General features: G+C 71.2%; 17 protein-coding genes and 1 tRNA gene. 13 read left to right on the top strand and 5 right to left on the bottom strand.

Going from position 1 to position 24,994, the window contains the following annotated elements; genetic code table 11:
• Positions 1-56 precede the first annotated feature (56 nt).
• From ACLJOK_RS30955 to ACLJOK_RS30965, 3 genes are read left to right on the top strand one after another with little or no spacing between them, the layout of a single operon-like run.
• Entirely contained in the window at positions 57-506 is a 450-nt protein-coding gene (locus ACLJOK_RS30955) for a helix-turn-helix transcriptional regulator (protein ID WP_410822029.1), read from the top strand.
• Between the two features lie 5 nt (positions 507-511).
• Positions 512-922: a VOC family protein gene (locus ACLJOK_RS30960; protein ID WP_410822030.1), complete on the top strand. Its 411-nt coding sequence runs from the start codon at positions 512-514 to the stop codon at positions 920-922.
• A gap of 29 nt (positions 923-951) precedes the next feature.
• Positions 952-3,333 (top strand): ATP-binding cassette domain-containing protein, encoded by a 2,382-nt coding sequence (locus tag ACLJOK_RS30965; protein ID WP_410822031.1) that lies wholly within the window; start codon positions 952-954, stop codon positions 3,331-3,333.
• Between the two features lie 23 nt (positions 3,334-3,356).
• Here ACLJOK_RS30965 and ACLJOK_RS30970 read toward each other — a convergent pair whose 3' ends face one another.
• The 5 genes from ACLJOK_RS30970 to ACLJOK_RS30990 all read right to left on the bottom strand — a co-directional run bounded on the left by ACLJOK_RS30970 (position 3,357) and on the right by ACLJOK_RS30990 (position 6,531).
• Positions 3,357-3,815 carry a hypothetical protein gene (locus ACLJOK_RS30970; RefSeq protein ID WP_410822032.1) on the bottom strand — a complete coding sequence of 153 codons (459 nt, stop codon included), beginning with the start codon at positions 3,813-3,815 and terminating at the stop codon, positions 3,357-3,359.
• 86 nt (positions 3,816-3,901) lie between these two features.
• Positions 3,902-3,976, bottom strand: a tRNA-Arg gene (locus ACLJOK_RS30975).
• A 90-nt stretch (positions 3,977-4,066) separates the two neighbouring features.
• Positions 4,067-4,759, bottom strand: coding sequence for a winged helix-turn-helix domain-containing protein (locus ACLJOK_RS30980; protein ID WP_410822033.1), 693 nt, complete (start codon positions 4,757-4,759; stop codon positions 4,067-4,069).
• Positions 4,760-5,050: 291 nt separating this feature from the next.
• Positions 5,051-5,719 carry a DUF305 domain-containing protein gene (locus ACLJOK_RS30985; protein WP_410822034.1) on the bottom strand — a complete coding sequence of 223 codons (669 nt, stop codon included), beginning with the start codon at positions 5,717-5,719 and terminating at the stop codon, positions 5,051-5,053.
• Positions 5,720-5,727: 8 nt separating this feature from the next.
• Positions 5,728-6,531 (bottom strand): DUF3105 domain-containing protein, encoded by an 804-nt coding sequence (locus tag ACLJOK_RS30990; protein ID WP_410822035.1) that lies wholly within the window; start codon positions 6,529-6,531, stop codon positions 5,728-5,730.
• Between the two features lie 97 nt (positions 6,532-6,628).
• On the opposite strand from ACLJOK_RS30990, the gene argS reads away from it, so the two are divergent.
• From argS to ACLJOK_RS31040, 10 genes are all read left to right on the top strand, one after another.
• On the top strand, positions 6,629-8,293 hold the full coding sequence (argS, locus tag ACLJOK_RS30995; protein WP_410822036.1) for an arginine--tRNA ligase: 1,665 nt from the start codon (positions 6,629-6,631) through the stop codon (positions 8,291-8,293).
• A 1-nt stretch (position 8,294) separates the two neighbouring features.
• Complete coding sequence (gene lysA, locus ACLJOK_RS31000; RefSeq protein WP_410822037.1) at positions 8,295-9,680, top strand: diaminopimelate decarboxylase; 1,386 nt, start codon at positions 8,295-8,297, stop codon at positions 9,678-9,680.
• Between the two features lie 8 nt (positions 9,681-9,688).
• Positions 9,689-10,999, top strand: a complete 1,311-nt coding sequence (locus ACLJOK_RS31005) for a homoserine dehydrogenase (RefSeq protein ID WP_410822226.1) — start codon at positions 9,689-9,691, stop codon at positions 10,997-10,999.
• Between the two features lie 139 nt (positions 11,000-11,138).
• Entirely contained in the window at positions 11,139-12,188 is a 1,050-nt protein-coding gene (thrC, locus tag ACLJOK_RS31010) for a threonine synthase (protein ID WP_410822038.1), read from the top strand.
• A 141-nt stretch (positions 12,189-12,329) separates the two neighbouring features.
• Entirely contained in the window at positions 12,330-15,608 is a 3,279-nt protein-coding gene (locus ACLJOK_RS31015; RefSeq protein ID WP_410822039.1) for an efflux RND transporter permease subunit, read from the top strand.
• Between the two features lie 129 nt (positions 15,609-15,737).
• Positions 15,738-16,586, top strand: a complete 849-nt coding sequence (locus ACLJOK_RS31020) for a polysaccharide deacetylase family protein (RefSeq protein WP_410822040.1) — start codon at positions 15,738-15,740, stop codon at positions 16,584-16,586.
• A gap of 11 nt (positions 16,587-16,597) precedes the next feature.
• The gene (locus tag ACLJOK_RS31025) at positions 16,598-17,842 is read left to right on the top strand and encodes an MFS transporter (RefSeq protein WP_410822041.1); all 1,245 of its coding nucleotides are present in this window, start codon (positions 16,598-16,600) and stop codon (positions 17,840-17,842) included.
• Positions 17,843-17,906: 64 nt separating this feature from the next.
• A complete protein-coding gene (gene thrB / locus ACLJOK_RS31030; protein ID WP_410822042.1) occupies positions 17,907-18,851 on the top strand; it encodes a homoserine kinase in 945 nt (314 codons plus the stop codon).
• 297 nt (positions 18,852-19,148) lie between these two features.
• Entirely contained in the window at positions 19,149-21,332 is a 2,184-nt protein-coding gene (gene rho / locus ACLJOK_RS31035; RefSeq protein WP_410822043.1) for a transcription termination factor Rho, read from the top strand.
• A gap of 158 nt (positions 21,333-21,490) precedes the next feature.
• Positions 21,491-24,985 (top strand): phosphodiester glycosidase family protein, encoded by a 3,495-nt coding sequence (locus ACLJOK_RS31040; RefSeq protein WP_410822044.1) that lies wholly within the window; start codon positions 21,491-21,493, stop codon positions 24,983-24,985.
• The last annotated feature ends 9 nt before the right edge of the window (positions 24,986-24,994 follow it).

The following is a 24,994-nucleotide window of genomic DNA, read 5'->3' on the forward strand; positions in this document are numbered from 1 at the left end:
CGCACGCGCGCCCGGCGAGCGGCCGGTTGTCGGTGGGTTGTGGCACGATTTCGCAGGTGAGCAGCAAATCCGACGCGACCCAGCGACTGGCCGACCTGGCGCGGCTGCGCCGGGTCCGCGACCGGATCGACAGGGAGTACGCGCAGCCGTTGGACGTCGAGGCACTCGCCCGTGGCGCGCACATGTCCGCCGGGCACCTCAGCCGCGAGTTCCGGCTCGCCTACGGCGAATCTCCGTACAGCTACCTGATGACCCGACGGATCGAGCGGGCGATGGCCCTGTTGCGCCGTGGCGACCTGAGCGTCACCGACGTCTGTTTCGCCGTCGGTTGTTCGTCGTTGGGCACCTTCAGCACCCGCTTCACCGAACTGGTGGGCGTGCCACCCAGCGTCTACCGGCGGCAGGCGGCGCAGGCGACGGCCGGAATGCCGTCGTGTGTGGCGAAACAGGTGACCAGACCGGTCAGGAATCGAGAAGCGCGGGTCACCGAGGCGCAACTAGCGTGACCAGCATGGACATCACCATTCACTCGAGCTTCCTTCCGCACACCGATCCGGAGGCCTCGCTGGTCTTTTACCGCGACATCCTCGGCTTCGAGGTCCGCCTCGACGTCGGGTACGAGGGGATGCGGTGGATCACGGTCGGGCCGGTCGGCCAGCCCAGCACCGCCATCGTCCTGCACCCGCCGGTCGCCAACCCCGGCATCACCGACGACGAGCGGCAGACGATTCTTGAGCTGATGGCCAAGGGCAGCTACTTCGGCGTCAACCTCGCCACCACCGACCTCGACGCCACCTTCGCCAAGCTGGAGGCCAGCGACGCCGAGGTCGTCCAGGAGCCGACCGAGCAGCCGTACGGCGTGCGCGACTGTGCCTTCCGGGACCCGGCGGGCAATATGGTCCGCATCCAGGAAGTGCGCTGAGTCCTGCGCGCCCGACAGATGGAGACACGATGAGCACGGCCATCCAGCCGTCCGCGCCACACGTCGCCGACAGCCACGACCTGATCCGGGTGCAGGGCGCGCGGGTGAACAACCTCAGGGACGTCAGCGTCGAGATCCCGAAGCGGCGGCTGACGGTGTTCACAGGTGTCTCCGGCTCCGGCAAGAGCTCGCTGGTGTTCGGCACCATCGCGGCCGAGTCACAGCGGATGATCAACGAGACCTACAGCGCCTTCGTGCAGGGCTTCATGCCGACGTTGGCGCGGCCCGAGGTCGACCTGCTGGATGGCCTGACCACGGCGATCATCGTGGACCAGGAGCGGATGGGCGCCAACTCCCGCTCCACCGTCGGCACCGCCACCGACGCCAACGCGATGCTGCGCATCCTGTTCAGTCGGCTCGGGCAGCCGCACATCGGCTCGCCCAACGCGTACTCCTTCAATGTTCCCTCGGTGAAGGCGACCGGGGCGATCACCGTCGATCGCGGCGCCGGCAAGACGAAGACCGAGAAGGCGACCTTCAACCGTCTCGGCGGCATGTGCCCGCGCTGCGAGGGCATGGGCGCGGTGACCGACATTGACCTGTCGGCGCTCTACGACGACAACCTCTCGCTCAACGAGGGCGCGATCACCATCCCGGGTTACAGCATGGAGGGCTGGTTCGGCCGAATCTTCCGGGGCTGCGGCTACTTCGACCCGGACAAGCCGATCGCCAAGTTCACCAAGCGGGAGCTGCACGACCTGCTCCACCGGGAGCCCACCAAGATCAAAATTGACGGGATCAACCTGACGTACGCGGGCCTGATCCCGTCGATCCAGAAGTCCTTCCTCGCCAAGGACATCGACGCGTTGCAGCCGCACATCCGCGCCTTCGTGGAGCGCGCGGTGACCTTCACGACCTGCCCCGAGTGTGCCGGCACCCGGCTCAGCAAGGAGGCCCGGTCGTCGAAGATCAAGGGCAGGAACATCGCCGACGCGTGCGCGATGCAGATCAGCGACCTGGCCGCCTGGGTGCGCGGGATCAAGGAGCCGTCGGTGGCCCCGTTGCTGGCCGGCCTGCAACACCTCCTCGACTCGTTCGAGGAGATCGGGCTGGGCTACCTGTCGCTCGACCGGCCGTCGGGCACCCTCTCCGGAGGCGAGGCGCAGCGCACCAAGATGATCCGCCACCTCGGCTCCTCGCTCACCGACGTCACCTACGTCTTCGACGAGCCGACGATCGGGCTGCACCCGCACGACATCCAACGGATGAACGAGCTGCTGCTCCAACTGCGCGATAAGGGCAACACCGTGCTGGTCGTGGAGCACAAGCCGGAGGCCATCGCCATCGCCGACCACGTCGTCGACCTCGGGCCCGGAGCCGGCACTGACGGCGGGACGGTCTGTTACGAGGGCACCGTGGAAGGTCTGCGGGCCAGCGGCACCATCACCGGCCGCCACCTCGACGACCGGGCGGCCCTCAAGGAGGCGGTGCGGACGCCCACCGGCAAGCTGGAGATCCGGGGCGCCACTGCCAACAACCTCCAGGATGTGAACGTCGATGTACCCCTCGGGGTGCTCGTCGTCGTGACCGGCGTCGCCGGCTCCGGCAAGAGTTCGCTCGTGCACTCCTCGATCCCGGCCGGCGCGGGAGTGGTCTCGATCGACCAGGGCGCGATCCGCGGCTCACGGCGCAGCAACCCGGCCACGTACACCGGGTTGCTCGACCCGATCCGCAAGGCGTTCGCGAAGGCCAACGGGGTGAAGCCGGCGTTGTTCAGCGCCAACTCCGAGGGTGCCTGCCCGAGCTGCAACGGTGCCGGCGTCATCTACACCGACCTGGGGATGATGGCGGGCGTCGCCGCCCCCTGCGAGGACTGCGAGGGCAAGCGGTTCCAGGCGTCGGTGCTGGAATACCGCTTCGGCGGCCGCGACATCAGCGAGGTGCTCGCCATGTCGGTGACGGAGGCCGAGAAGTTCTTCGGCGCCGGCGAGGCGCGTACGCCGGCAGCGCACGCCATCCTCGACCGGCTCGCCGACGTCGGGCTCGGCTACCTGAGCCTGGGCCAGCCGCTCACGACCCTCTCCGGCGGAGAGCGGCAACGGCTCAAGCTGGCCACCCACATGGCCGAGAAGGGCGGCGTCTACGTCCTCGACGAGCCGACCACCGGCCTGCACCTTGCCGACGTCGAACAACTGCTCGGCCTGCTCGACCGCCTGGTCGACGCCGGCAAGTCGGTGATCGTCATCGAGCACCACCAGGCGGTCATGGCGCACGCCGACTGGATCATCGACATCGGCCCCGGCGCCGGCCACGACGGTGGCCGGATCGTCTTCGAGGGCACACCCACGGACCTCGTCGCCGCCCGCTCCACTCTCACCGGCGAGCACCTGGCGGCGTACGTCGGCACCTGACCGGTTGCTGTGTCGGCCGGACGTCAGAGCACTGGCGGTCGGACGCGCCGTGCCGTCGTGGTGGCGAGGACTCCGCAGGTGGCGGCGACCAGACCGAGGCCGGCTGTGCCCTGGTTGACGTACCCGGGCACGGACGAGGTGACGTAGGCGCCGCCACCGCTGAGGCGACACTCGAAGCGCAGCGGTAGGAAGCTGACGTCGTACCCGACGACCAGGCTCGCCACCTGTGGTCCGGCCTCGCGACAGGGTCCGACGGGGGCGGATCCGGCACCACCGTCCTCGGCCTGCAGCACCGCGTAGCCGAGGTTCAGCAGACCCCAGGCGTACAGGGCGACGGCACCCGCGCCGACGAGCAGCGCTGCCGTGCGCAGCCGACCCGACCGTTCGCTGTTCCCGAAGATCGCGCGGGACCCGCGGACGGCCAAGGCTGTCGCGATGACGGCCCCACCCAGCGCGGCGAGGAGCAACCCGAGAAATAGCATGATCGACATTCTGGCGGGTGTTCCGCCAACACGATGAAGGCCCCTGACCGAATTTCTGGTCAGGAGCCTCTCGTGCTGGTCAATCTTGGTGCCCCCGGCAGGATTCGAACCTGCGCCCCCGCCTCCGGAGGGCGGTGCTCTATCCCCTGAGCTACGGGGGCTCAGCGACTGGAGAAGACTAGCAAACCTCCCCTGCGTACGCCGAATCGGTATCGGGTGAGCCGATCGTGTCGGACCGGCCCACCCGGTGCTCAAGCGGCTGCCACCCGCCCGCAGCTGGGCAGCGGGTGCAGGACGATTCGCCGAGGGAGCCGGCGCGGCCACTCGTTGCGCGGCCAGGAGCCGTCCACGATCAGGTGGACGGTGCGCTGCTCCTCGCCACTGAGCCGCAGCACGAAGTCGCGGGGGAGCGGCGGGTCCACAGTCGGCGTGGTGATCATGAAGCGCACCCGACCGCGAGACGAGACAGCGGAGATCACGTCGGCGGCCGGCATCGTGCCGCGCAACCGGACCCGGCCGATCCAGTAGACCTCCGCGAGGTGCTCCTGGGCGGCCCGGGTGATCCCCGGGTACTCGCTGCGGACCCAACGCTCGACTGCGCTGACGCAGAGCCCGCAGGCCCGCTCGCGCGGCTCCCGCGGACCCAACCCCCAGGCCCGCAGGTACGCCCCGACCGCGCCGGCGTCCAGCGGCAGCTCGAAGCGCCGCTGGATGAGCGTGGTGAGGCTCTGCCGTGTCCACAACTCCTCGTCCAGGCCGAACTCGTCGGGATGGACGCCCCGCAGCATGTCGATCAACTCGAGTTCCTGTTCGCGGCTGAGCATTCCCGGCTCGCCCTGCCGCTGTCCGCGACGGACGGCTGCCACCGCCCCGTCACCACCGATGGTGTGGCGTCGGCACCAACTGGTGACCGAACGCCGTGCGTCTCTGAGTGCAACCCCCACGTCTTGGGCAACGAGCCCGAATCGCAACTGGTCACGATATGTGGGGAGAAAACTCTCTAAGCAACGTAATCGCCTGTGCCACGCAAAACGCCCATATGGGACGAGTGGGGGTGATTGCCTCAATAGGGCGTCCGGCCCGCCTTGATCGACTCGGGTTCCTGGAAGTCGGGGCGTCCCGATTGCGCGGACAGCCCGGTCTCCTGAAAACCGATTCGATCAAGGCTAAGACTGCGGCCCGTGTCACCGCCGCGGATCGGCGGGGACACGGGCCGGGTGCGTCAGTCCGGTCGGTCAGCCCTTGGCCTGCGCCTGGAGCTGCCGGAGGTTGTTCAGCTCGTTCTGCTGGGTGTTCTTCATGGTGTTCGCCACCCGCAGCACCTCGGCGTTGTCGGTCGCGCCGAGCGCCGCGTCGATCATGTGGATGCCGCCCAGGTGGTGGGCGTACATCAGGGTCAGGAACTGCCTGTCGACCTCGACGCCCTGAGCGTTGCGCAGGGAGGTCATCTGTTGCGGCGTGGCCATGCCCGGCATCAGACCGTCCTTGACGGTGGCCCCGTCGGACATCCACGACATCGGCGGGTTCGACCCGGTCGGGCTGAGGCCCCACTCGCGCAGCCAGGTCTGCATCGCGCCGATCTCGCCCTGCTGACCGGTGGCGATGTCGACGGCGATCTGCCGCACCTCGGGGAGGGTGGCCGACCGGTACGCGATCAGGCTCATCTCCACCGCCTGCGCGTGGTGGGTCGTCATGTCCCGGGCGAAGCCCGCCTCGACCGAGGCATCACCGGGTCGGGTGAGCCGCGGGGTGAGCAGACCGCCGGCGTACCCGAGGAGGAGCCCCACCACCAGCATGATGGCGAGCGCCAGCACGCCGTAGCGCGACGCCGGGGCCCGGCCGCCCTCGTCCGGGGCGGCCGGGATCTCGTCGTACTCGCTGTCGGTGGTCGCCGGAGCGGTCATTGCCGTCCTTACTGGGTGGGCTGCTGCTGTTGCTGGAGCTCACGCGGCGTGGTGCCGGTGGCGGTGATGCCGGTGTTGCAGAGCGCCGTCGGGCCCTCGACGGAGGCGTTCACCCGCAGGTCCTTGATGAACTCGTCGATCCGCGAGTCGTCGGCGTTGTCGACCTTGAGCTGGTAGCCCCAGGCCTGCAGCGAGATCGGCTTGTCCAGGCCCTCGTACGGGCTCATCAGCGTCTTCTCGACACCACGCACCTTGCTGGCGAGCTTGTCGACCTGGTCCTTGGGCAGGTCCGGGCGGTAGGTGACCCACACCGCGCCGTGCTCCAGGCTGTGCACCGCGTGCTCGTTGGCGATCGGGGCGTCGTAGACGTCGCCCATGCAGTTCTGCCAGGCGGCGTTGTGCACCCCACCCACCGGCGGCGAGTAGTTCCAGGTCAGCGGGCCCGACTTGTGCGACTCGTACTTCAGGCTGTCCGGGTCGGACTTGCGGATGTTGGAGATGCCGTCGATGGCGTTGGCCCGCTTGTCCCACGGCTTCGAGCCCTGGAACGACGCCCAGGCGCCGTAGCCGATGATGCCGGCCGCGAGCACGCCAACCGCGACGAAGAGCGCGATCGGCCCCCACGCGCGGCCCTGGCTCACCTTGACCGGGGTGACCGGCTTGCGCGGGCCCTTGCCCCCGGCCCGGGGGGAGCCCGTCGGCTTGCCGGAACCGGCCTTGGCGCCGGACGCCGGCCGGCCCGCGGCCGGCTTCTTGCCGGTGCTGACCACGGTCGGGCGGCGCTCAGGGCCACCCGGGGTGCTGATGCTCATCGTGCCTCGTCAAGTCGGTCGGTCAGGGGAGTGGCGGGCCGGATGACGCGCAGGGGAGCCGCCGAGTGCCCGAGTCTACCCCCGATAACATGGTTGGGTGACTCCTGCAGAACTAGCCTCGGTCGTCCTTGCCGCCGCCCACGCCGTCTTCGCGCAGCGTGGGCTCGACCGCGCCGCGCTGCCGGCGAGCACTGTGGTGGAGCGACCGCGCAACCCCGAGCACGGCGACTACGCCTCGACGCTCGCGCTGCAGTTGAGCAAGAAGGTGGGCGTCCCGCCCCGGGAGCTGGCGACGGCACTGGCCGACGAGTTGGGCCGGGCGCCGGGGGTCAAATCGGTCGAAATCGCCGGGCCGGGCTTCCTGAACATCCGGCTCGACGCCGCCGCGGCCGGTCAGCTCGCGCGGGTGATCGTGGAGACCGGCGCGGAGTACGGCCGCAGTGACCGGCTCGCCGGCGAGAAGATCAACCTTGAGTTCGTCTCGGCCAACCCGACCGGGCCGGTGCACATCGGCGGGGTCCGCTGGGCGGCCGTCGGTGACGCGCTGAGCCGGCTGCTGCGGGCCACCGGCGCCGACGTCGGCACTGAGTACTACTTCAACGACGCCGGCTCGCAGATCGACAGGTTCGCCCGGTCGTTGCTCGCCGCCGCCAAGGGTGAGCCCGCGCCGGAGGACGGCTACGGCGGGGCGTACATCGCCGAGATCGCCGCCGAGGTGCAGACCCGCCGGCCGGAGGTGCGCTCGCTCGACGACGACGCAGCCCAGGAGGTCTTCCGGGTCGAGGGCGTCGCGCTGATGTTCGACGAGATCCGCACCTCGCTGCGCGACTTCGGGGTGGAGTTCGACACCTACTTCAACGAGAAGGACCTGCACGACCGGGGTGAGCTCGACCTGGCGTTGAACCGGCTGCGCGAGCAGGGGCACCTCTACGAGTCCGAGGGCGCCACCTGGCTGCGCACCACCGACTTCGGGGACGACAAGGACCGGGTGCTGCGCAAGTCCAACGGCGAGTGGACGTACTTCGCCGCGGACTGCGCCTACTACCTGGACAAGCGCGAGCGCGGCTTCGAGCGGGTCGTGATCATGCTGGGCGCCGACCACCACGGCTACATCGGCCGGATGAAGGCGATGTCCGCCTGCTTCGGCGACGACCCGGAGCGCAACCTGGAGATCCTCATCGGGCAGCTGGTCAACCTGCTGCGCGACGGCGCGCCGATGCGGATGAGCAAGCGGGCCGGCACCGTGATCACCCTGGAGGACCTGGTCGACGCGATCGGCGTGGACGCCTCCCGGTACGCGTTGGCCCGCTACTCCAGCGACTCCCCGATCGACATCGACATCGAGCTGTGGACCCGGGCGACCCGCGACAACCCGGTCTACTACGTGCAGTACGTCGCAGCCCGCACCGCCAGCGTGGGCCGCAACGCCGCCGACGCGGGGCTGACTCGGGGCGACGCGGACGCGTTCCGACCCGAGCTGCTCGCCAACGAAAAGGAAAACGAGCTGCTCAAGGCGCTCGCCGGGTTCCCCGCCACTGTCGCCACGGCGGCCGAGCTGCGGGGCCCGCACCGGGTGGCCCGCTACCTGGAGGACCTGGCCGGGGCCTATCACCGCTTCTACGACGAGTGCCGGATCCTGCCGCGCGGCGACGAGGAGGTCACCGACCTGCACCGCGCTCGGCTCTGGCTCAACGACGCCACCCGCACGGTGATCGCCAACGGTCTCTACCTGCTCGGCGTCTCCGCACCCGAGAGGATGTGACATGAGGGCTCATGAGGCTGGTGCGCTGCACGCGGACATCAGCAACCAGGGGCCGGCCTGGCTGCGTACCCCGGCCGACGTCAACGCCCTCGTGCCGGCGCTGTGGCCGCGCAGCGTGACGCGGGGGGCCGACGGCGCGGTCGCCGTCGCGGGCCTGAGCGTCCGCGACATCGCGGCCGAGTTCGGCACCCCGGTGTACGTCCTCGACGAGGCCGACCTGCGCTCGCGCTGCCGCGACTTCCGGGCGGCCTTCCCGACCGAGGACGTCTTCTACGCGGGCAAGGCGTTCCTCTGCCGCGCGGTGGTCCGGATGATCGCCGAGGAGGGGCTGCACCTGGACGTCTGCACCGGTGGCGAGCTGGCCACCGCGCTGTCGGCCGGAATGCCGCCGGAGCGGATCGGCTTCCACGGCAACAACAAGTCGGTCGCCGAGCTGGGCCGGGCGCTGGACGCCGGGGTAGGCCGGATCATCGTCGACTCGTTCACCGAGATCGACCGGCTCACCGCGCTGGCCCGCGAGCGCGGGGTCCGGCCCCGGGTCCTGGTCCGGGTCACTGTGGGCGTCGAGGCGCACACCCACGAGTTCATCGCCACCGCCCACGAGGACCAGAAGTTCGGCTTCTCGCTGGCCGGCGGTGCCGCCGCCAACGCCGCGTTCAAGATCCTCGACGAGGGCGTGCTGGAGCTGCGCGGTCTGCACTCGCACATCGGCTCGCAGATCTTCGACGCCAGCGGCTTCGAGGTCTCGGCCCGTCGGGTGCTCGCCCTTCAGGCGCAGATCCGCGACGCGCGCGGGGTGGAACTGCCCGAGCTGGACCTGGGCGGTGGCTTCGGCATCGCGTACACCACCCAGGACGACCCGGCGACCCCGCAGGACCTGGCCAAGCGGCTTCGCAAGATCGTCGATTCGGAGTGCGCGGCGGAGAACCTGGCGGTGCCGCACCTGTCGATCGAGCCGGGCCGGGCCATCGTCGGGCCGGCCGTGTTCACCCTCTACGAGGTCGGCACAGTCAAGGACCTCGACGGCCTCCGGACGTACGTCAGCGTCGACGGCGGGATGAGCGACAACATCCGTACCGCCCTGTACGACGCGTCCTACTCGGCGACGCTGGCCTCGCGGGCCTCCGGCGCGCAGCCGTTGCTCGCCCGCGTGGTGGGAAAGCACTGTGAGTCCGGGGACATCGTGGTGAAGGATGAATTCCTGCCCGCCGACGTGCAGCCCGGAGATCTTGTCGCAGTGCCCGGCACCGGTGCGTACTGCCGAAGCATGGCCAGCAACTACAACCATGTGCCTCGGCCGCCGGTGGTCGCGGTGCGCGACGGCCAGGCGCGCCTGATCGTCCGGCGGGAAACCGAAGAGGACCTGCTCGCATTGGATGTTGGATGACGTCACCTGTGCGCTTGGCGCTGCTCGGCTGTGGCACTGTCGGCCAGGAGGTGGTCCGGCTGCTGCACGAGCAGTCGGCCGACCTGACCGCGCGGATCGGCGCCCCGCTGGAGATCGCCGGCATCGCCGTCCGTCGGCTCGGCCGCGACCGGGGTGACCTGCCGGTCGACGAGGACCTGTTCACCACCGACGCGCTTGGCCTGATCAAGCGCGACGACGTGGACGTGGTGATCGAGGTGGTCGGTGGCATCGAGCCGGCCCGGAGCTGGCTGGTCGAGGCGCTGCGCGCCGGCAAGAGCGTGGTCACCGCCAACAAGGCGCTGCTCGCCGAGGACGGCGTTGCCCTGCACGAGGCGGCGGCCGAGGGCGGCGGCGACCTCTACTTCGAGGCGTCAGTGGCCGGGGCCATCCCGCTGCTGCGCCCACTACGGGAGTCGCTGCACGGCGACCGGATCAACCGGGTCACCGGCATCGTCAACGGCACCACCAACTTCATCCTCTCCGCGATGGACGCGACCGGCGCGGGCTTCGCCGAGGCCCTCGAAGAGGCCACCGCCCTGGGGTACGCGGAGGCTGACCCGACCGCCGACGTGGAGGGCTTCGACGCGGCGGCGAAGGCGGCGATCCTCGCCTCGCTGGCGTTCCACACCCGGGTCGGCGCCGCCGACGTGCACCGCGAGGGCATCACCGAGGTGACCGCCGCGGACATGGCCAGCGCCCAGGCGATGGGCTGCACGATCAAACTGCTCTGCATCGCGGCCCGGGGTGTCGACACCACCGGCCGGGAGACCGTCAGCGTCCGGGTGCACCCCGCGATGATCCCGCGCAGTCACCCGCTGGCCAGCGTCGGGGACGCGTTCAACGCGGTCTTCGTGGAGGCGGACGCGGCCGGGCAGCTGATGTTCTACGGTCGGGGCGCCGGTGGCGCGCCCACCGCCAGCGCGGTGCTCGGTGACGTGGTAGCGGTGTCCCGCAACCGGCTCGCCGGGGTGCGCGCGGCCAGCGAGAGCGCGTACGCGGACCTCGCGGTCCGGCCGATGGGTGAGGCGTTGACCCGCTACCACGTGAGCCTCGACGTGGCCGACCGCCCGGGTGTGCTGGCCTCGGTGGCGAGCGTGTTCGCCCGACACGACGTGTCGATCGCGACGGTGCGGCAGGGCTCGGCGGGCGGGCCAGCGGGCCGCGACGGCGACGCCGAGCTGGTCATCGTCACGCACGTGGCACCGGACGCCGCGCTCGCCGCGACCGTCGGCGAGCTGCGCGGTCTGGACATCGTCCGGTCGGTGACCAGTGTGCTGCGGGTCGAGGGCGACGCCTGAGTCGTTGCATCATCGACGGGACGGCTCGCGCGTCCCGCCAGGTGGGTAAGTCGGGGTGTGCCATCGACCACTCCAGCAGGCTGGTCCAAGGTGGCCCTGATATTCGGGTGGGCGCGTCGGTAGAGGCGAGGAGAGCGACATGTGGCGGGGTCTGATCGAGGCGTACCGGGATCGGCTGCCGGTCACCGCGGCCACGCCGGTCGTCACGCTGCACGAGGGGAACACCCCGCTGTTGCCGGCGCCGGTGCTGTCCGCCCGGCTCGGTTGCGACGTGCACCTCAAGGTGGAGGGCGCCAACCCGACCGGCTCCTTCAAGGACCGGGGGATGACCCTCGCGGTGTCCAAGGCGGTCGAGGCAGGCAACAAGGCCATCATCTGCGCCTCCACCGGCAACACCAGTGCCTCCGCCGCGGCGTACGCGGCCCGGGCCGGGTTGACCTGTGCTGTGCTGGTGCCGCAGGGCAAGATCGCGTTGGGCAAGCTGGCCCAGGCGCTGGTGCACGGCGCGAAGCTGCTCCAGGTGAACGGCAACTTCGACGACTGCCTCGCGACGGCCGCCAAGCTCGCCCAGGACTACCCGGTCGCATTGGTCAACTCGGTCAACATCGACCGGCTGCACGGCCAGAAGACCGCCGCCTTCGAGATCGTCGAGGCGCTCGGTGACGCGCCCGACATCCACTGCCTGCCGGTCGGCAACGCCGGCAACATCTCCGCCTACTGGATGGGATACGAGGAGGAGTCGGCCGTCGGCGCCACCACCCGGACGCCCAAGATGTACGGCTTCCAGGCCGCCGGGGCGGCCCCGATCGTGACCGGCCAGGTGGTGCCGGAGCCGTCGACCATCGCCACCGCGATCCGGATCGGCAACCCGGCGAGCTGGACCAAGGCGTTGGATGCCCGGGACGCCTCCGGTGGCCTGATCGCGTCGGTGACCGACCGGGAGATCCTCTCCGCGTACCGCCTGCTCGCCCGTGAGGTGGGGGTCTTCGTCGAGCTGGGCAGCGCGGCCAGCGTGGCCGGCCTGTTGCAGCAGGCCGCGGCGGGCGCGGTGCCGCACGGTTCCACTGTGGTCTGCACGGTGACCGGCCACGGGCTGAAGGACCCGGAATGGGCGATCTCCACAGCGCCGGCGCCGGTGACCATCGCGAACGACCCGCTGGCCGCGGCCCGCGCCCTCGACCTGGCCTGAGCGGGCCACCGTCCGGGTGGTGATCGACTGCGGGTAGCCGGACGGCGGGACGGTCCGGGGGCGGCGGGGGTCGAGGTATGCGAGTCCGGCACACTTTCGGGTATCCCCGCCCGCATTCTCGTTCAGGAGTGAGCCAGGCCGATGTCGCTGCTCGCCAGATTCAGCCTCGCCAACCGAGGGCTGATTGCCCTCATCGCGGTGGTGACCACGGTGTTCGGAGTGTTCGCCGTGCCGTCGCTGAAGCAGCAACTGCTGCCGTCGCTCGAGTTCCCGGCCGCGTTCATCGTGGCCCCCTACCCCGGCGCCGGCCCCGAGATCGTCGAGTCGCAGGTGACCGAGCCGATCGAGAACGCCCTTCAGGGCATCCCGGGGCTGGACCAGGTCACCTCCACCTCCCGCGAGGGGGCGGCCACCGTCCAGGTGACGTACGAGTTCGGCACCGACCTCGACGACGTGGTCAACAAGATGCAGACCGCGCTGAGCCGGATCGACTCCCAGCTGCCGGAGAGCGTCGACCCGCAGGTCATCGCGGGTAGCACCGACGACCTTCCGGCGGTGGTGCTGGCCGCGGCCGGCGCTGGGGACGAGCGGGCGCTCGCCGAGAAGCTGCGCGCGACAGTGGTGCCGGAGCTGGAGGGCATCGAGGGGGTACGCACCGTCGAGGTGACCGGCACCCGCGACGACGTCGTGGTGGTCACCCCGGACCCGGCCAAGTTGGCCGCCGCGAAGATCCAGCCGACGGCGATCGGCGCGGCGCTGAAGACCAACGGTGTGGCGGTTCCGGCCGGCGCGGTGACCGACGGCGCGTTGGCCCTCCCGGTGCAGGTCGGCACGCCGATCTCCACCCTGGAGGAGCTGCGCGGCATCGTGGTCGTCCCGGCCGCGGCACCCGTTCGCCTCGGTGACGTGGCGACGGTCGAGCAGCAGCTCGCCCCGGCCACGGCGATCACCCGGACCAACGGCAAGGACAGCCTCGGTATCGCTGTCACCGCGGCACCGGACGGCAACGCGGTGGAGATCTCGCACGAGATCCGGGACCGGCTCGACGACCTGAAGGACGCCTCCGGCGCGGAGCTGACAGTGGTCTTCGACCAGGCGCCGTTCGTCGAGAAGTCGATCGAGTCGCTGACCACGGAGGGCCTGCTGGGCCTGGTGATGGCGGTCATCGTCATCCTGGTCTTCCTGCTGTCGGTGCGCTCGACGGTGGTCACCGCGGTCTCCATCCCGCTGTCCGTGCTGGTGGCGCTGATCGCCCTGTGGATCGGTGACTACTCGCTCAACCTGCTCACCCTCGGAGCATTGACCATCGCGGTCGGTCGGGTGGTCGACGACTCGATCGTGGTGTTGGAGAACATCAAACGACATCTGGAGTACGGCGAGGAGAAGCGGCACGCCATCATCACCGGCGTCCGGGAGGTGGCCGGCGCGGTGACCGCGTCCACCCTCACCACGGTGGCGGTGTTCGCGCCGATCGCGCTGGTCGGCGGGTTCGTGGGCCAGCTCTTCGCGCCGTTCGCGATCACCGTGACGGTGGCCCTGCTCGCCTCGCTGCTGGTGTCGCTGACCGTGATCCCGGTCCTCGCGTACTGGTTCCTCAAGCCGCGCGGCGGCACAGCGGACGACGAGGCCGTACGGCACGCCGCGGAGGAGAAGGAGCTGCGCAGCCCGTTGCAGCGGGCGTACCTGCCGGTGATCGGGTTCGCCACCCGCAAGCGGTCGACCCGTTGGATCACCGTCGGGCTCGGCCTGCTGGTGCTGTTCGGCACCTTCGGTCTGGCGCAGAAGTTGGAGACCAACTTCCTGGACGACTCCGGCCAGGACACCCTCAACATGAGCCAGGAGCTGCCGGCCGGCAGTGGTCTGGCGGCCACCGACGCGGCGGCCAAGCAGGTCGAGTCGGTGCTGTCCCGCACCGACGGCGTCGAGACGTACCAGGTGACCGCGGGCGGTGGGGACAACCCGTGGGCGGGCGGTGGCGGCAACAACGTCGCCAGCTGGTCGCTGGCGCTCGACGGTGACACCGACGCGAAGCAGATGCGTGAGGTGCTTCGCAAGGAGTTCGACAAGCTCGGCGCCGGTGTGGGTGAGATCAGCTTCGGCGGCGGGCAGGAGGCGTCGACCAGCCAGCTGGAGGTGATCGTCCAGGCCAGCGACCCGGAGGCGCTGACCCGGGCCGCCGAGGAGGCGCGGGCCGCGATGGACGGCGTCCCGGACGTCGAGGACGTCACCACCAGCCTGGCCGCGCGGGTGCCGCGGGTCGACGTGGTGGTCGACCGGGTCGCCGCCGGTCGGGTCGGGCTCACCGAGGCCGCCGTGGGGCAGCTCGTGTCGCAGGCGTTCCGGGGAGCGCCGCTGGGTCAGGTAGCGCTCGACGGCCAGCAGCAGAACGTGGTGCTGCGGTTGGGCACGCAGCCGCCGATGACAGTCGACGAGCTGCGGGCACTGCCGGTTGGTCCGGTCAAGCTGGGCGACATCGCACAGGTCACCCAGGGCGAGGGCCCGCAGCAGGTCACCCGGATCGACGGTGAGCGCAGCGTGTCGGTAACCGGCGCGGCGACCGGCTCGAACCTGGGCGCGACCAGCCAGGAGTTGCAGAAGCGGCTGGACGGCATCAACGTGCCGGGTGCGAGCTTCACCATCGGTGGCGTCAGCGCGGATCAGGCTGATGCCTTCGCGGACCTGGGCCTGGCGGTGCTGGCCGCGATCGCCATCGTCTTCCTGATCATGGTGGCCACGTTCCGCAGCCTCACCCAGGCGCTGATCCTGCTGATCTCCATCCCGTTCGCGGCGACCGGCGCGATCGGTCTGCTGTTGATCACCGGGACGCCGCTCGGTGTGCCGGCGCTGATCGGTGTGCTGATGCTGGTCGGCATCGTGGTGACCAACGCGATCGTGTTGCTCGACCTGATCAACCAGTACCGGGCGCAGGGCATGGGGGTCCGGGAGGCGGTGGTCGAAGGTGGCCGTCGCCGGCTGCGCCCGATCCTGATGACGGCGGTGGCGACCATCTTCGCGCTGCTGCCGATGGCGTTCGGCTTGACCGGTGAGGGCGGCTTCATCTCGCAGCCGCTGGCGGTCGTGGTGATCGGTGGTCTGCTCAGCTCGACGCTGCTCACGCTGATCCTGGTGCCGACGCTCTACACGATGGTGGAGCACACCAAGGAGTCGCTGCGGGGTCGGCGCGCCCGGCGGCGCTCCGGGGGGTCGGCGGTGACCACGACGGAGACCGACGAGGTGCCGGCCCCGAACCAGGTAGCGGTGCCGAGCGGCGCGCCCGCCCCGGCTGTGGCCGAGGGTGCGCAGCCGACCGGGCGACCAGCGCCGTCGGCCGCGTTGGTGGAGGGTACGGACCAGTTCGAGGTGCTGCGGCTGCCGCGTAGCCGTACCTCGCCGCTGCCTCCGTCGGAGCCGACCGAGTAGGTCGCGGCGCAGTTCGGAACGCCCCCGGCGGATTTTCGCCGGGGGCGTTCCGGGTTCATTTCGGCCGAAAACACTCCGACCCGACCGCCCCACACTTTGTGTGACTTCTTGCATACTCCTCGTAGACGGGTGGGGGTGTGGGTGGAGCGGGGCGGGCGGATGGCCGAGGGCGCGCGCGGGTGGGGACGACGCGACCTGCTGCGCCGTGGCCTGCTGGTGGTGGGCGGTGTGGCCATCGGCGCCGGGACGTCCGAAGCGTGGTGGATCACCCACCGTCGAATGCCGATAGCTGGTGGCCCCGCCAGCGCCACCCTCGGTAACGGCCAGCAGGAGATCGGCTCCGGCGCGTTGGAGGTCGTCTGGTCGGGGCGGACCAGCCAGCGCCTGGTGGCCCTCACCTTCGACGACGGCCCCGCACCACAGTGGACTCCGATGGTGCTCGACACTCTGGCCCAGCACCGGGTTCCGGCCACCTTCTTCATGGTCGGGGCGCAGGTCCGCCGGCACGCCGGCGTCGTCCGGGACCGGCTCGCCGGGCACGAGGTGGGCAACCACAGCTGGGGGCACCGGGACCTGGCCGAACTGGACGCCGCCGAGGCGTACGACGACCTGCGCCGCAGCCACGACGCGATCGCCGACCTGACCGGGGTGCCGCCGGTGCTCCTCCGCCCGCCGTACGGCCACCTGGGCGGGGCGGTGCTGCACGCGGCGGCCCGGCTGGACTATCGGCTGGTGCTCTGGTCGTTGCAGATGGTGGAGCGCGAGTTCCCCGACGACCCGGCGGGTCACGCCCAGCGCATCGTCACCGAGGTCCGACCGGGGGCGATAGTGCTCGGCCACGATGTGGGGGCGCACCGGCGGCTGGTCGCACTGCGGGGTCTGACCGACATGATCGACGGACTCCGGTCGCGCGGTTACACCTTCGTCACGGTTTCGGCGCTGCTGGGAGCAGGTGTGGCTCCGACAACGACCAGGTAGGGTCGCGCTCCGTGACGTCCACCCTCTCGGTTCTGACCGGCAATCGGAGCTTCCGCAATCTGTTCCTCGCCGAGTTGGTGGTCTTCGGCGCCGACTGGTTCGTCATGGTGCCGCTGCTGGTGCTGCTGCCGCACCTGACCGGCAGCGGCGTCTGGGGCGCGCTGGTGCTGGCGGTGGACACCGGCATCGTGGCGTTGCTGCTGCCGTACACCGGCACGATCGCCGACCGCTTCGACCGCCGCAAGATCATGATCGTCGCGAACGTGGCCGCGCTGGCGGGCGTGCTGCTGCTGCTCGGCGTGCGGGACGCCGGAACGGCGTGGCTGGCGCTGGTCGCGATCGGCATGGTGGCGGTCGCCAAGGCGTTCTACTCGCCGGCCGCCCAGGCCGCGCTGCCCAACGTGCTGGAGCCGCACGAACTCGCGGCGGGCAACGCCGTCGCCGGCTCGGCCTGGGGCACCATGACCGTGGTCGGCGCCTCGCTCGGCGGCGTGCTGAGCACCGCTGCCGGTCCGTACGTCTGCTTCTGGGTGGCGGCGGCGGGCCTGGCGGTGGCCGCGGGCCTCGCCGCCCGGATCCGCCGGCCGTTGCAGGCACCCCGGGACGCCGACCAACCGCCCCAGCGGACCTGGTCGGCGGTCCGCGAGGCGCTCGGTTACATCGGTCACCGCCCCCGGGTGCTCGCGCTGGTCACTGTCAAGTCGGCGGTAGGCCTGGGCAACGGCGTGCTGACAGTGTTTCCGCTGCTGGCCGGCGTGTACGGTGTCGGCCCGCTCGGCGCCGGCCTGCTCTTCGCGGTTCGTGGCGCGGGAGCGTTGGTCGGGCCGATCCTGATGCGCCGGGTGTTGACCAACCGGGCCTGGCTGCTGCCCGGGCTCGCGCTGTCCATGTCGCTCTACGGCCTGTCCTACCTGGGCACCTCGGTGGTGCGATGGTTTCCTCTGGTGCTGCTGCTGGTCTTCGTGGCGCACTTCGCGGGTGGCAGCAACTGGGTGATGTCGAACTTCGCCCTCCAGGGTGAAGTCCCGGACCGGTTGCGGGGCCGCGTCTTCGCCACCGACATGATGCTGGCGACGCTGGCGATCTCGGTGAGCCAACTGGCGGTGGCCCTGGTGGTGGACTCGGTCGACGAACGGGTGGTGCTCGCCGGCTGCGGTCTGATCACCCTCGTGTACGCGGTCGGCTGGCGGATCGCCACCCGCCGGCTGTCGCTCACCGATCCGGCCGCCGAGCCGGTCCCGAACCCCGCCGGCTGAACTCGGCGGTCCCAGGCAGCGGGCGCGGGGCCGGTTCGTCGGTCCCGAGCCCTAGCATGAGCGCGTGCCGACGAACTTCACCCCCGAGCCGGTCCGGGTCCGGGTCCCCGCGACCAGCGCCAACCTGGGCCCAGGCTTCGACGCGCTGGGCCTCGCCCTCGGGCTCTACGACGACGTGGCCGCCGAGGTCGCCTCGGGTGGTGTCCGGGTGGCAGTGACCGGGCAGGGCACCGGTGAGCTGCCCGACGACGACCGGCACCTGGTGGTGCGGGCCATGCGTGTCGTGTTCGACGTGCTCGGAGCCCACCCCGCAGGGCTGAGCGTGGAGTGCGTCAACCGGATCCCCCAGGCACGTGGGCTGGGCTCCTCGTCCGCCGCGATCGTCGCCGGGGTGCTGCTGGCCCGTGCCCTGGTCGTCGACGGGGAGCACCGACTCGACGACGCCGGGGCGCTGCGGCTGGCGGCCGAGATCGAGGGTCACCCCGACAATGTGGCGCCGTGCCTGCTCGGCGGTTTCACGGTGGCCTGGTCCGAGCCGGGCGGCGCCCGGGCGGTCTCCCTGCCGGTCGCCGCCGCGGTGCGGCCCACCGTTTTCGTTCCGGCGGAACGCGGTTTGACCGCGACCGCGCGGGCGGCTCTGCCGGCAACAGTGCCGCACGGTGACGCCGCGTTGACTGCCGGGCGGGCAGCGCTGCTGGTGCACGCGCTGACCACGGACCCGACCCTGCTGCTGCCGGCCACCGTCGACCGGCTCCACCAGGATTACCGCGCAGCCGGGATGCAGGGCACATCTGCCCTGGTCAGCGCGTTGCGAGCGGCCGATGTGGCAGCTGTGGTCAGTGGGGCAGGGCCGACTGTGCTCGCGCTCAGCGAGCCTCCAGCCGGCTTCCCGGTGGGAACAGACTGGGAGATCTGGCAGTTACCGATAGACGTCAGCGGCGCGCGGGTTGCGCGGGGTAGACTTGGACACGCCGAGCGGGACCCTGTTGCCGCAGGTCGGAAGAGTTGATTACGCTCTAGACCTAGCACAGCCGCGAAGCACGCGATCTCCTGCGGGGCGGCGCACCCCCGAAGCTCTCGGCGGTCAGCCCGTCTACCCCTGCCAAAGGCCCACGCCGCACCGCAGTTTCCACAGGTCGCCGCAGACGGCGAGACCTGCTCACCGACGTTGGTGAGTCGGGATACCGACCGGCTGCTGTGTCACAGACTCCCGCGACGCGTCCTTGCGAGGCGGGTGCACCGAGGCCGCCCGGCCACCTGAGCTCCGACTCCGGGCAGTCCCGGCCTTATCGAGGGAAGGAATCCATTGAGCGACACCACCGACGTGACGTCGGATGTTTCCAACGTCGCTGGCGATGCCACCGCCGCCGCTCCCGCCCGTCGTCGGCGTAGCGGCACCGGTCTGTCGGCGATGCTGCTGCCAGAGCTGCAAAGCCTGGCCGCGTCGCTCGGCATCTCCGGCACGGCTCGCATGCGCAAGGGCGAGCTGATCGCCGCGATTTCCGAGCGGCAGGGCGGCAACGCCGCCGGGACCCCTCGACCACGGGCCGAGGTCGCGGCCGCGGCCGCCCCGACCCGTGAGGGAGTGCGCGCCGAGGTGCGGGAGACCGCCGACCGGCCGGCAGCCGAAGGACGCGGTGCCGAGCCGGCGCCGGCCGAGCCGGCCGCCGAGACCGAGGGCCGTAGCCGCACCCGGCGGAGCCGGACCGCAACGGCGGAGGCCCGTGCCGCCGAGGCCCGCCCCGCTGAGGCGCGTGCGACCGAGGGGCGTGCGACCGAGGGGCGTGCGACCGAGGCGCGTGCGACCGAGGCGCGTGCGACCGAGGCGCGTACCGACGAGGCGGAAGCCGGCGAGCGGGCCGACCGTGGCGAGAACCGCCGCGAGCGGACCGAGCGTCCGGAGCGCGCCGAGCGGACCGAGCGTGCCGACAGGGGCGAGCGTGCCGATCGTGGCGAGCGGACCGAGCGGACCGAGCGTGCCGATCGTGGCGAGCGGACCGAGCGTGCCGATCGTGGCGAGCGGACCGAGCGTGCCGACAGGGGCGAGCGGACCGAGCGTGGCGAGCGCAACGACCGGGGCGAGCGGACCGAGCGTGGCGAGCGCAACGACCGGGGCGAGCGTTCCGACCGGGGTGAGCGTGCCGAGCGCAACGACCGACCCGACCGCGGTGACCGCAACGACCGCAACGACCGTGGTCAGCGTGCCGAGCGGGACAGCGACGACGACGACGAGGGCGGCGGTCGGCGCGGCCGGCGCAGCCGTTTCCGGGACCGTCGCCGTGGGCGCGGCGAGCGCACCGAGACCGGCGCCGACACCGGCGGGCGTGAGCCGCAGGTCAACGAGGACGACGTGCTCGTCCCGGTGGCCGGCATCATCGACGTGCTCGACAACTACGCCTTCGTGCGGACGACCGGTTACCTGGCCGGCCCGAACGACGTGTACGTCTCGATGTCCCAGATCAAGAAGTACGGCCTGCGCCGCGGTGACGCGATCACCGGTGCGGTGCGGGCGGCCCGCGAGGGCGGCAACAGCGGCGACCAGCGGCGCGACAAGTACAACCCGCTGATGCGGCTGGACACGATCAACGGGATGGAGCCGGAGGAGGCGCGGCGTCGTCCGGAGTTCTACAAGCTCACTCCGCTCTACCCGCAGGAGCGCCTGCGGCTGGAGACCGAGCCGCACATCCTGACCACCCGGGTCATCGACCTGGTCATGCCGATCGGCAAGGGCCAGCGGGCACTCATCCAGTCTCCGCCCAAGGCGGGTAAGACGATGGTGCTGCAGGCGATCGCGAACGCGATCACCCGCAACAACCCGGAGTGCCACCTGATGGTGGTGCTGGTGGACGAGCGGCCTGAAGAGGTCACCGACATGCAGCGGTCGATCAAGGGCGAGGTCATCGCGGCCACGTTCGACCGTCCGCCGCAGGACCACACCACGGTGGCGGAGTTGGCCATCGAGCGGGCCAAGCGCCTCGTCGAGCTTGGGCACGACGTCGTCGTGCTGCTCGACTCGGTGACCCGGCTCGGTCGGTCGTACAACCTGGCGGCGCCGGCCAGCGGCCGGATCATGTCGGGTGGTATCGACTCCACAGCGCTCTACCCGCCGAAGCGCTTCCTCGGCGCGGCCCGCAACATCGAGAACGGCGGGTCGCTGACCATCATCGCCACGGCGCTGGTGGAGACCGGGTCCATGGCGGACACGGTCATCTTCGAGGAGTTCAAGGGCACCGGCAACGCGGAGTTGAAGCTGGACCGGAAGATCGCCGACAAGCGGACCTTCCCGGCCATCGACATCAACCCGTCCGGTACGCGTAAGGAAGAGGTCCTGCTCGCACCGGAGGAGCTGGCCATCATCCACAAGCTCCGGAAGGTGCTGCACTCGCTCGACTCGCAGGCCGCGATGGATCTCCTGCTGGACCGCCTCAAGCAGTCCCGCACGAACATCGAGTTCCTGATGCAGATCGCGAAGTCGACGCCGGGGGAGTAACCCTTCCCGGGTGACGAGCGAAGGGGCACGGCCATCGCGGCCGTGCCCCTTCGTCATGTCCCCGGGCCCGACACCCGTGCCGTGAGTTGATGGAATTTTCCTTCGGTTCAGTCGACAGGTATTGAAACTTCTATTCATTGCCGGGTTGACTGTCGTCCATGCGTACCCGCAGACGATCCGCCCGCCGCACCGGCGTCCTGCTGCTGACGCCGCTGCTCGCCCTGGCCCTGTCACCGCCGGCCACTGCCGCACCCACCGTCGCCCCGCCCACAGTGGCCTCGTCGTCCGTGGCCTCACCCACCATCGCGGAGGACGCGCCGCCAGCGTCCTCCCGCCGGGCCGGCTCGGTCAGCCTGGCCGCCGCCCCGACGGTCGCGACCGCCCCGACCGCCGGAGTTGGTGGTCTGGAGCCGGCCGGTGGGCTGGAGACCACGAAGGCCACCCGGCCGGTCACACCCGGCGTGCAGTTGACGTCCTTCGACCGGTACGACGCCGAGGGCTGGCTGCGCGCCGACGCCCTCACCACCGACCTGGCCGGCGGCTCCACCGTCGACTACGTCAACTCCGGCGCGGTCAGCCGGGCCGAGCCGCTGCGAAAGGCAGTGGACCAGTCGCACGCGGTCGCAGCGGTCAACGGCGACTTTTTCGACATCAACAACTCCGGCGCCGCCCAGGGCGTCGGCGTCCGTGACGGCGAGCTGATCCAGTCGGGGGTCAGCGGTCACCGCAACGCGGCGGCGGTCACCACGACCGGGCTCGGGCGGGTGATCGAGGTGAACTTCGACGGCAGCGCCGCCCTGCCCACCGGGCCGGTCCCGCTGACCCAGTTCAACAACATGGTGCAGGCCGATGGCATCGGCGCCTTCACCGAACTGTGGGGGACCTACACCCGGCAGCGTGCAGTGGAGGGCGCGGCCCGGGTGGTCGAGGTCACAGTGACCAACGGTCGGGTGGCAGCGGTGGGGAGCGTGGCAGGTGGCGGCCCGATCGTCGCGGGCAGCACCGTGCTGCTCGGCCGTGACCTCGGTGCGGACGCGCTGGCCGGCCTGCGCCCCGGTGACCCGGTGACGGTGGCCTGGCGACCGAAGCCCTCCGACGACAGCACGCTCCACGCGGCGGTCGGGGGCGGCAACGTCCTGGTCCGTGACGGCGTCGTGCAGAGCATCGCCGACCCGACCCTCGCCCCCCGCACCGCCGTCGGGTTCAGTGCCGACGGTCGAAAGATGATCATGCTGACGGTGGACGGCCGTCAGGTCGACAGCCGCGGCGTGACGCAGACCGAGATGGGCCGGATGATGGCCGAGCTGGGCGCCCACCACGCGCTCAACCTCGATGGTGGCGGATCGTCCACGCTGCTGGCCCGGGAGCCGGGCGCGCCCGCCGTGCAGCTGGAGAACGGCCCCTCCGACGGCAGCGAGCGGGCCGTGCCCAACGGCCTGGCCATCTATGCGCCGAAGGGCAGCGGGCGACTCACCGGCTACTGGGTTGAGACGGCCAGCGACCCCACCGCCGCCCCGGGCGTCTCACCGGTGCGAGGTGGACGGCCCGACCGGGTCTTCCCGGGGCTGACCCGCACCCTCACCGCATCCGGCTACGACGAGACGTACGGGCCGGCGGCCGGCGCCCCGACCTGGCGGGCGACCCCGGCGGTACGCGGCCGGGTCGACAGTGACGGCGTGTTCCACGCCGGCGCGCCGGGGGCCGGCACGGTCACCGCCGCACGGGGACGGGTCACCGGCTCGCTGAACCTCACAGTGCTCGGCCCGCTGGCCCGGATCGGCACCACCGCGCCGCGGGTCGGACTGACCGGCCGGGACGGTGACGCCCTGGTGGGAGTGGTCGGGTACGACGCCGAAGGCAACACCGCGCCGATCGAGCCGGCCGACCTCACCCTCGACTACGACCGGGATCTGCTGCGGATCACTCCCACCGGGGACGGCAACCTGTCCGTCGCCGCGTTGCGGGACACCGGCTCGGGCCTGGTGACCGTTCACGTGGGACGCACGAGCGCCGTCCTGCCGGTCACCGTCGGGCTGACCGACGTGCCGGTCGCCGGTTTCGACGACGCCGCGTCCTGGCGGTTCAGCCAGGCCCGCGCCAGCGGATCGGTCGCGCCGGCGCCAGGGCACACCGGCACCGGTCTGCGCATGTCGTACGACTTCAGCCAGTCCACCGGCACGCGGGCCGCGTACGCCGACCCGGCCGCCTGGATCGAGGTCCCCGGTCAGCCGCAGGCCTTCGGGATGTGGATCCACGGCAACGGCACCGGGGAGTGGCCCAGCCTGCACCTGCACGACGCCCAGGACACTCAGCACGTGCTGCGTGGCCCACTGATCACCTGGACCGGCTGGCGGTACGTGGAGTTCGCGGTGCCGGCCGGGGTGCAGTACCCGGTGCGGGTACGCCGCTTCTACGTGGCCGAGACGAACGCCGCGGCGCAGTACACCAGCGAGGTGATCATCGACGACCTGGTGGCGAAGGTGCCCCCGACGGTCGACGTGCCGGAGGTGGCACCGCGTACCGATCGGGTGGTGATTCGCGACGGCAATGTGGACGGCGCGCCGTGGCGGTTCGCGGTGCTCTCCGACGCCCAGTTCGTCGCCGCCGACCCGGACAGCGACCTGGTCGCCCAGGCCCGACGGACGCTGCGCGAGGTGCGGGCGGCCCGGCCAGACTTTCTCCTGATCAACGGCGATTTCGTGGACACCGCCTACCCGGCCGACTTCGCGCTGGCCCGGCGGATCCTCGACGAGGAGTTGGGCGACGTGCTGCCCTGGTACTACGTGCCCGGCAACCACGAGATCATGGGCGCCCCGATCAGCAACTTCGCGGCCGCGTTCGGTGCCACCTCCCGGGTGTTCGACCACAATGGCACTCGGTTCGTCACGCTCAACTCGTCCACCGGCACGCTGCGCGGCGGAGGCTTCGACCAGGTGCGGATGCTCCGCGAGACGCTGGACGCGGCCGCCACCGACCGGCGCGTGGGTTCGGTGGTCGTCCTGCACCACCACCCGCCGCGCGACCCCAGCCCGGCGCAGGCCAGCCAGCTCGGCGACCGCAAGGAGGCGGCGCTGCTGGAGCAGTGGCTGGCCGACTTCCAGCACCACACCGGCAAGGGCGCGCTGTTCGTGGGTGGGCACGTCGGCACCTTCCACGCCGACCGGGTGGACGGGGTGCCGTACGTGATCAACGGCAATGCGGGCAAGGCGCCGTCCACCCCTGCCGACCAGGGCGGCTTCACCGGCTGGACGGAGTTCGGCGTGGACCCGGTGACCCCGGGCGAGGCCGACCGGGCCCGCCGTGACCCGCTCGCCGAGGGCCCGCGCTGGGTGGACGCGGAGTTCCACGCGCACGCCGACCGCCTCACGGTGGCCGCCCCGGCCAGCGTCGTGGTCGGCACCCCCGCGGCGGTCACCGCCACGCTGACCCAGCCCGGCGGGCGTACGGTCCCGGTGGTCGCGCCGGTCAGCGCCGACTGGTCGGCCTCGCCGGGAGTGCACGTCGGCTCGGCAGCCGGGGTGCGCCCCTGGCACACCGCCCGGTTCGACCCGGCCACCGGCACTCTGACGGCACTGCGGCCCGGTGCGCCGATACGCCTGACGGTCGAGGTCAACGGCGCCCGTGCCGAGGCCACCATCAGCGTCACCGGGTGAACTGTCCGG

Source organism: Micromonospora sp. 050-3 (assembly GCF_046549335.1).
GTDB lineage: Bacteria > Actinomycetota > Actinomycetes > Mycobacteriales > Micromonosporaceae > Micromonospora > Micromonospora trifolii.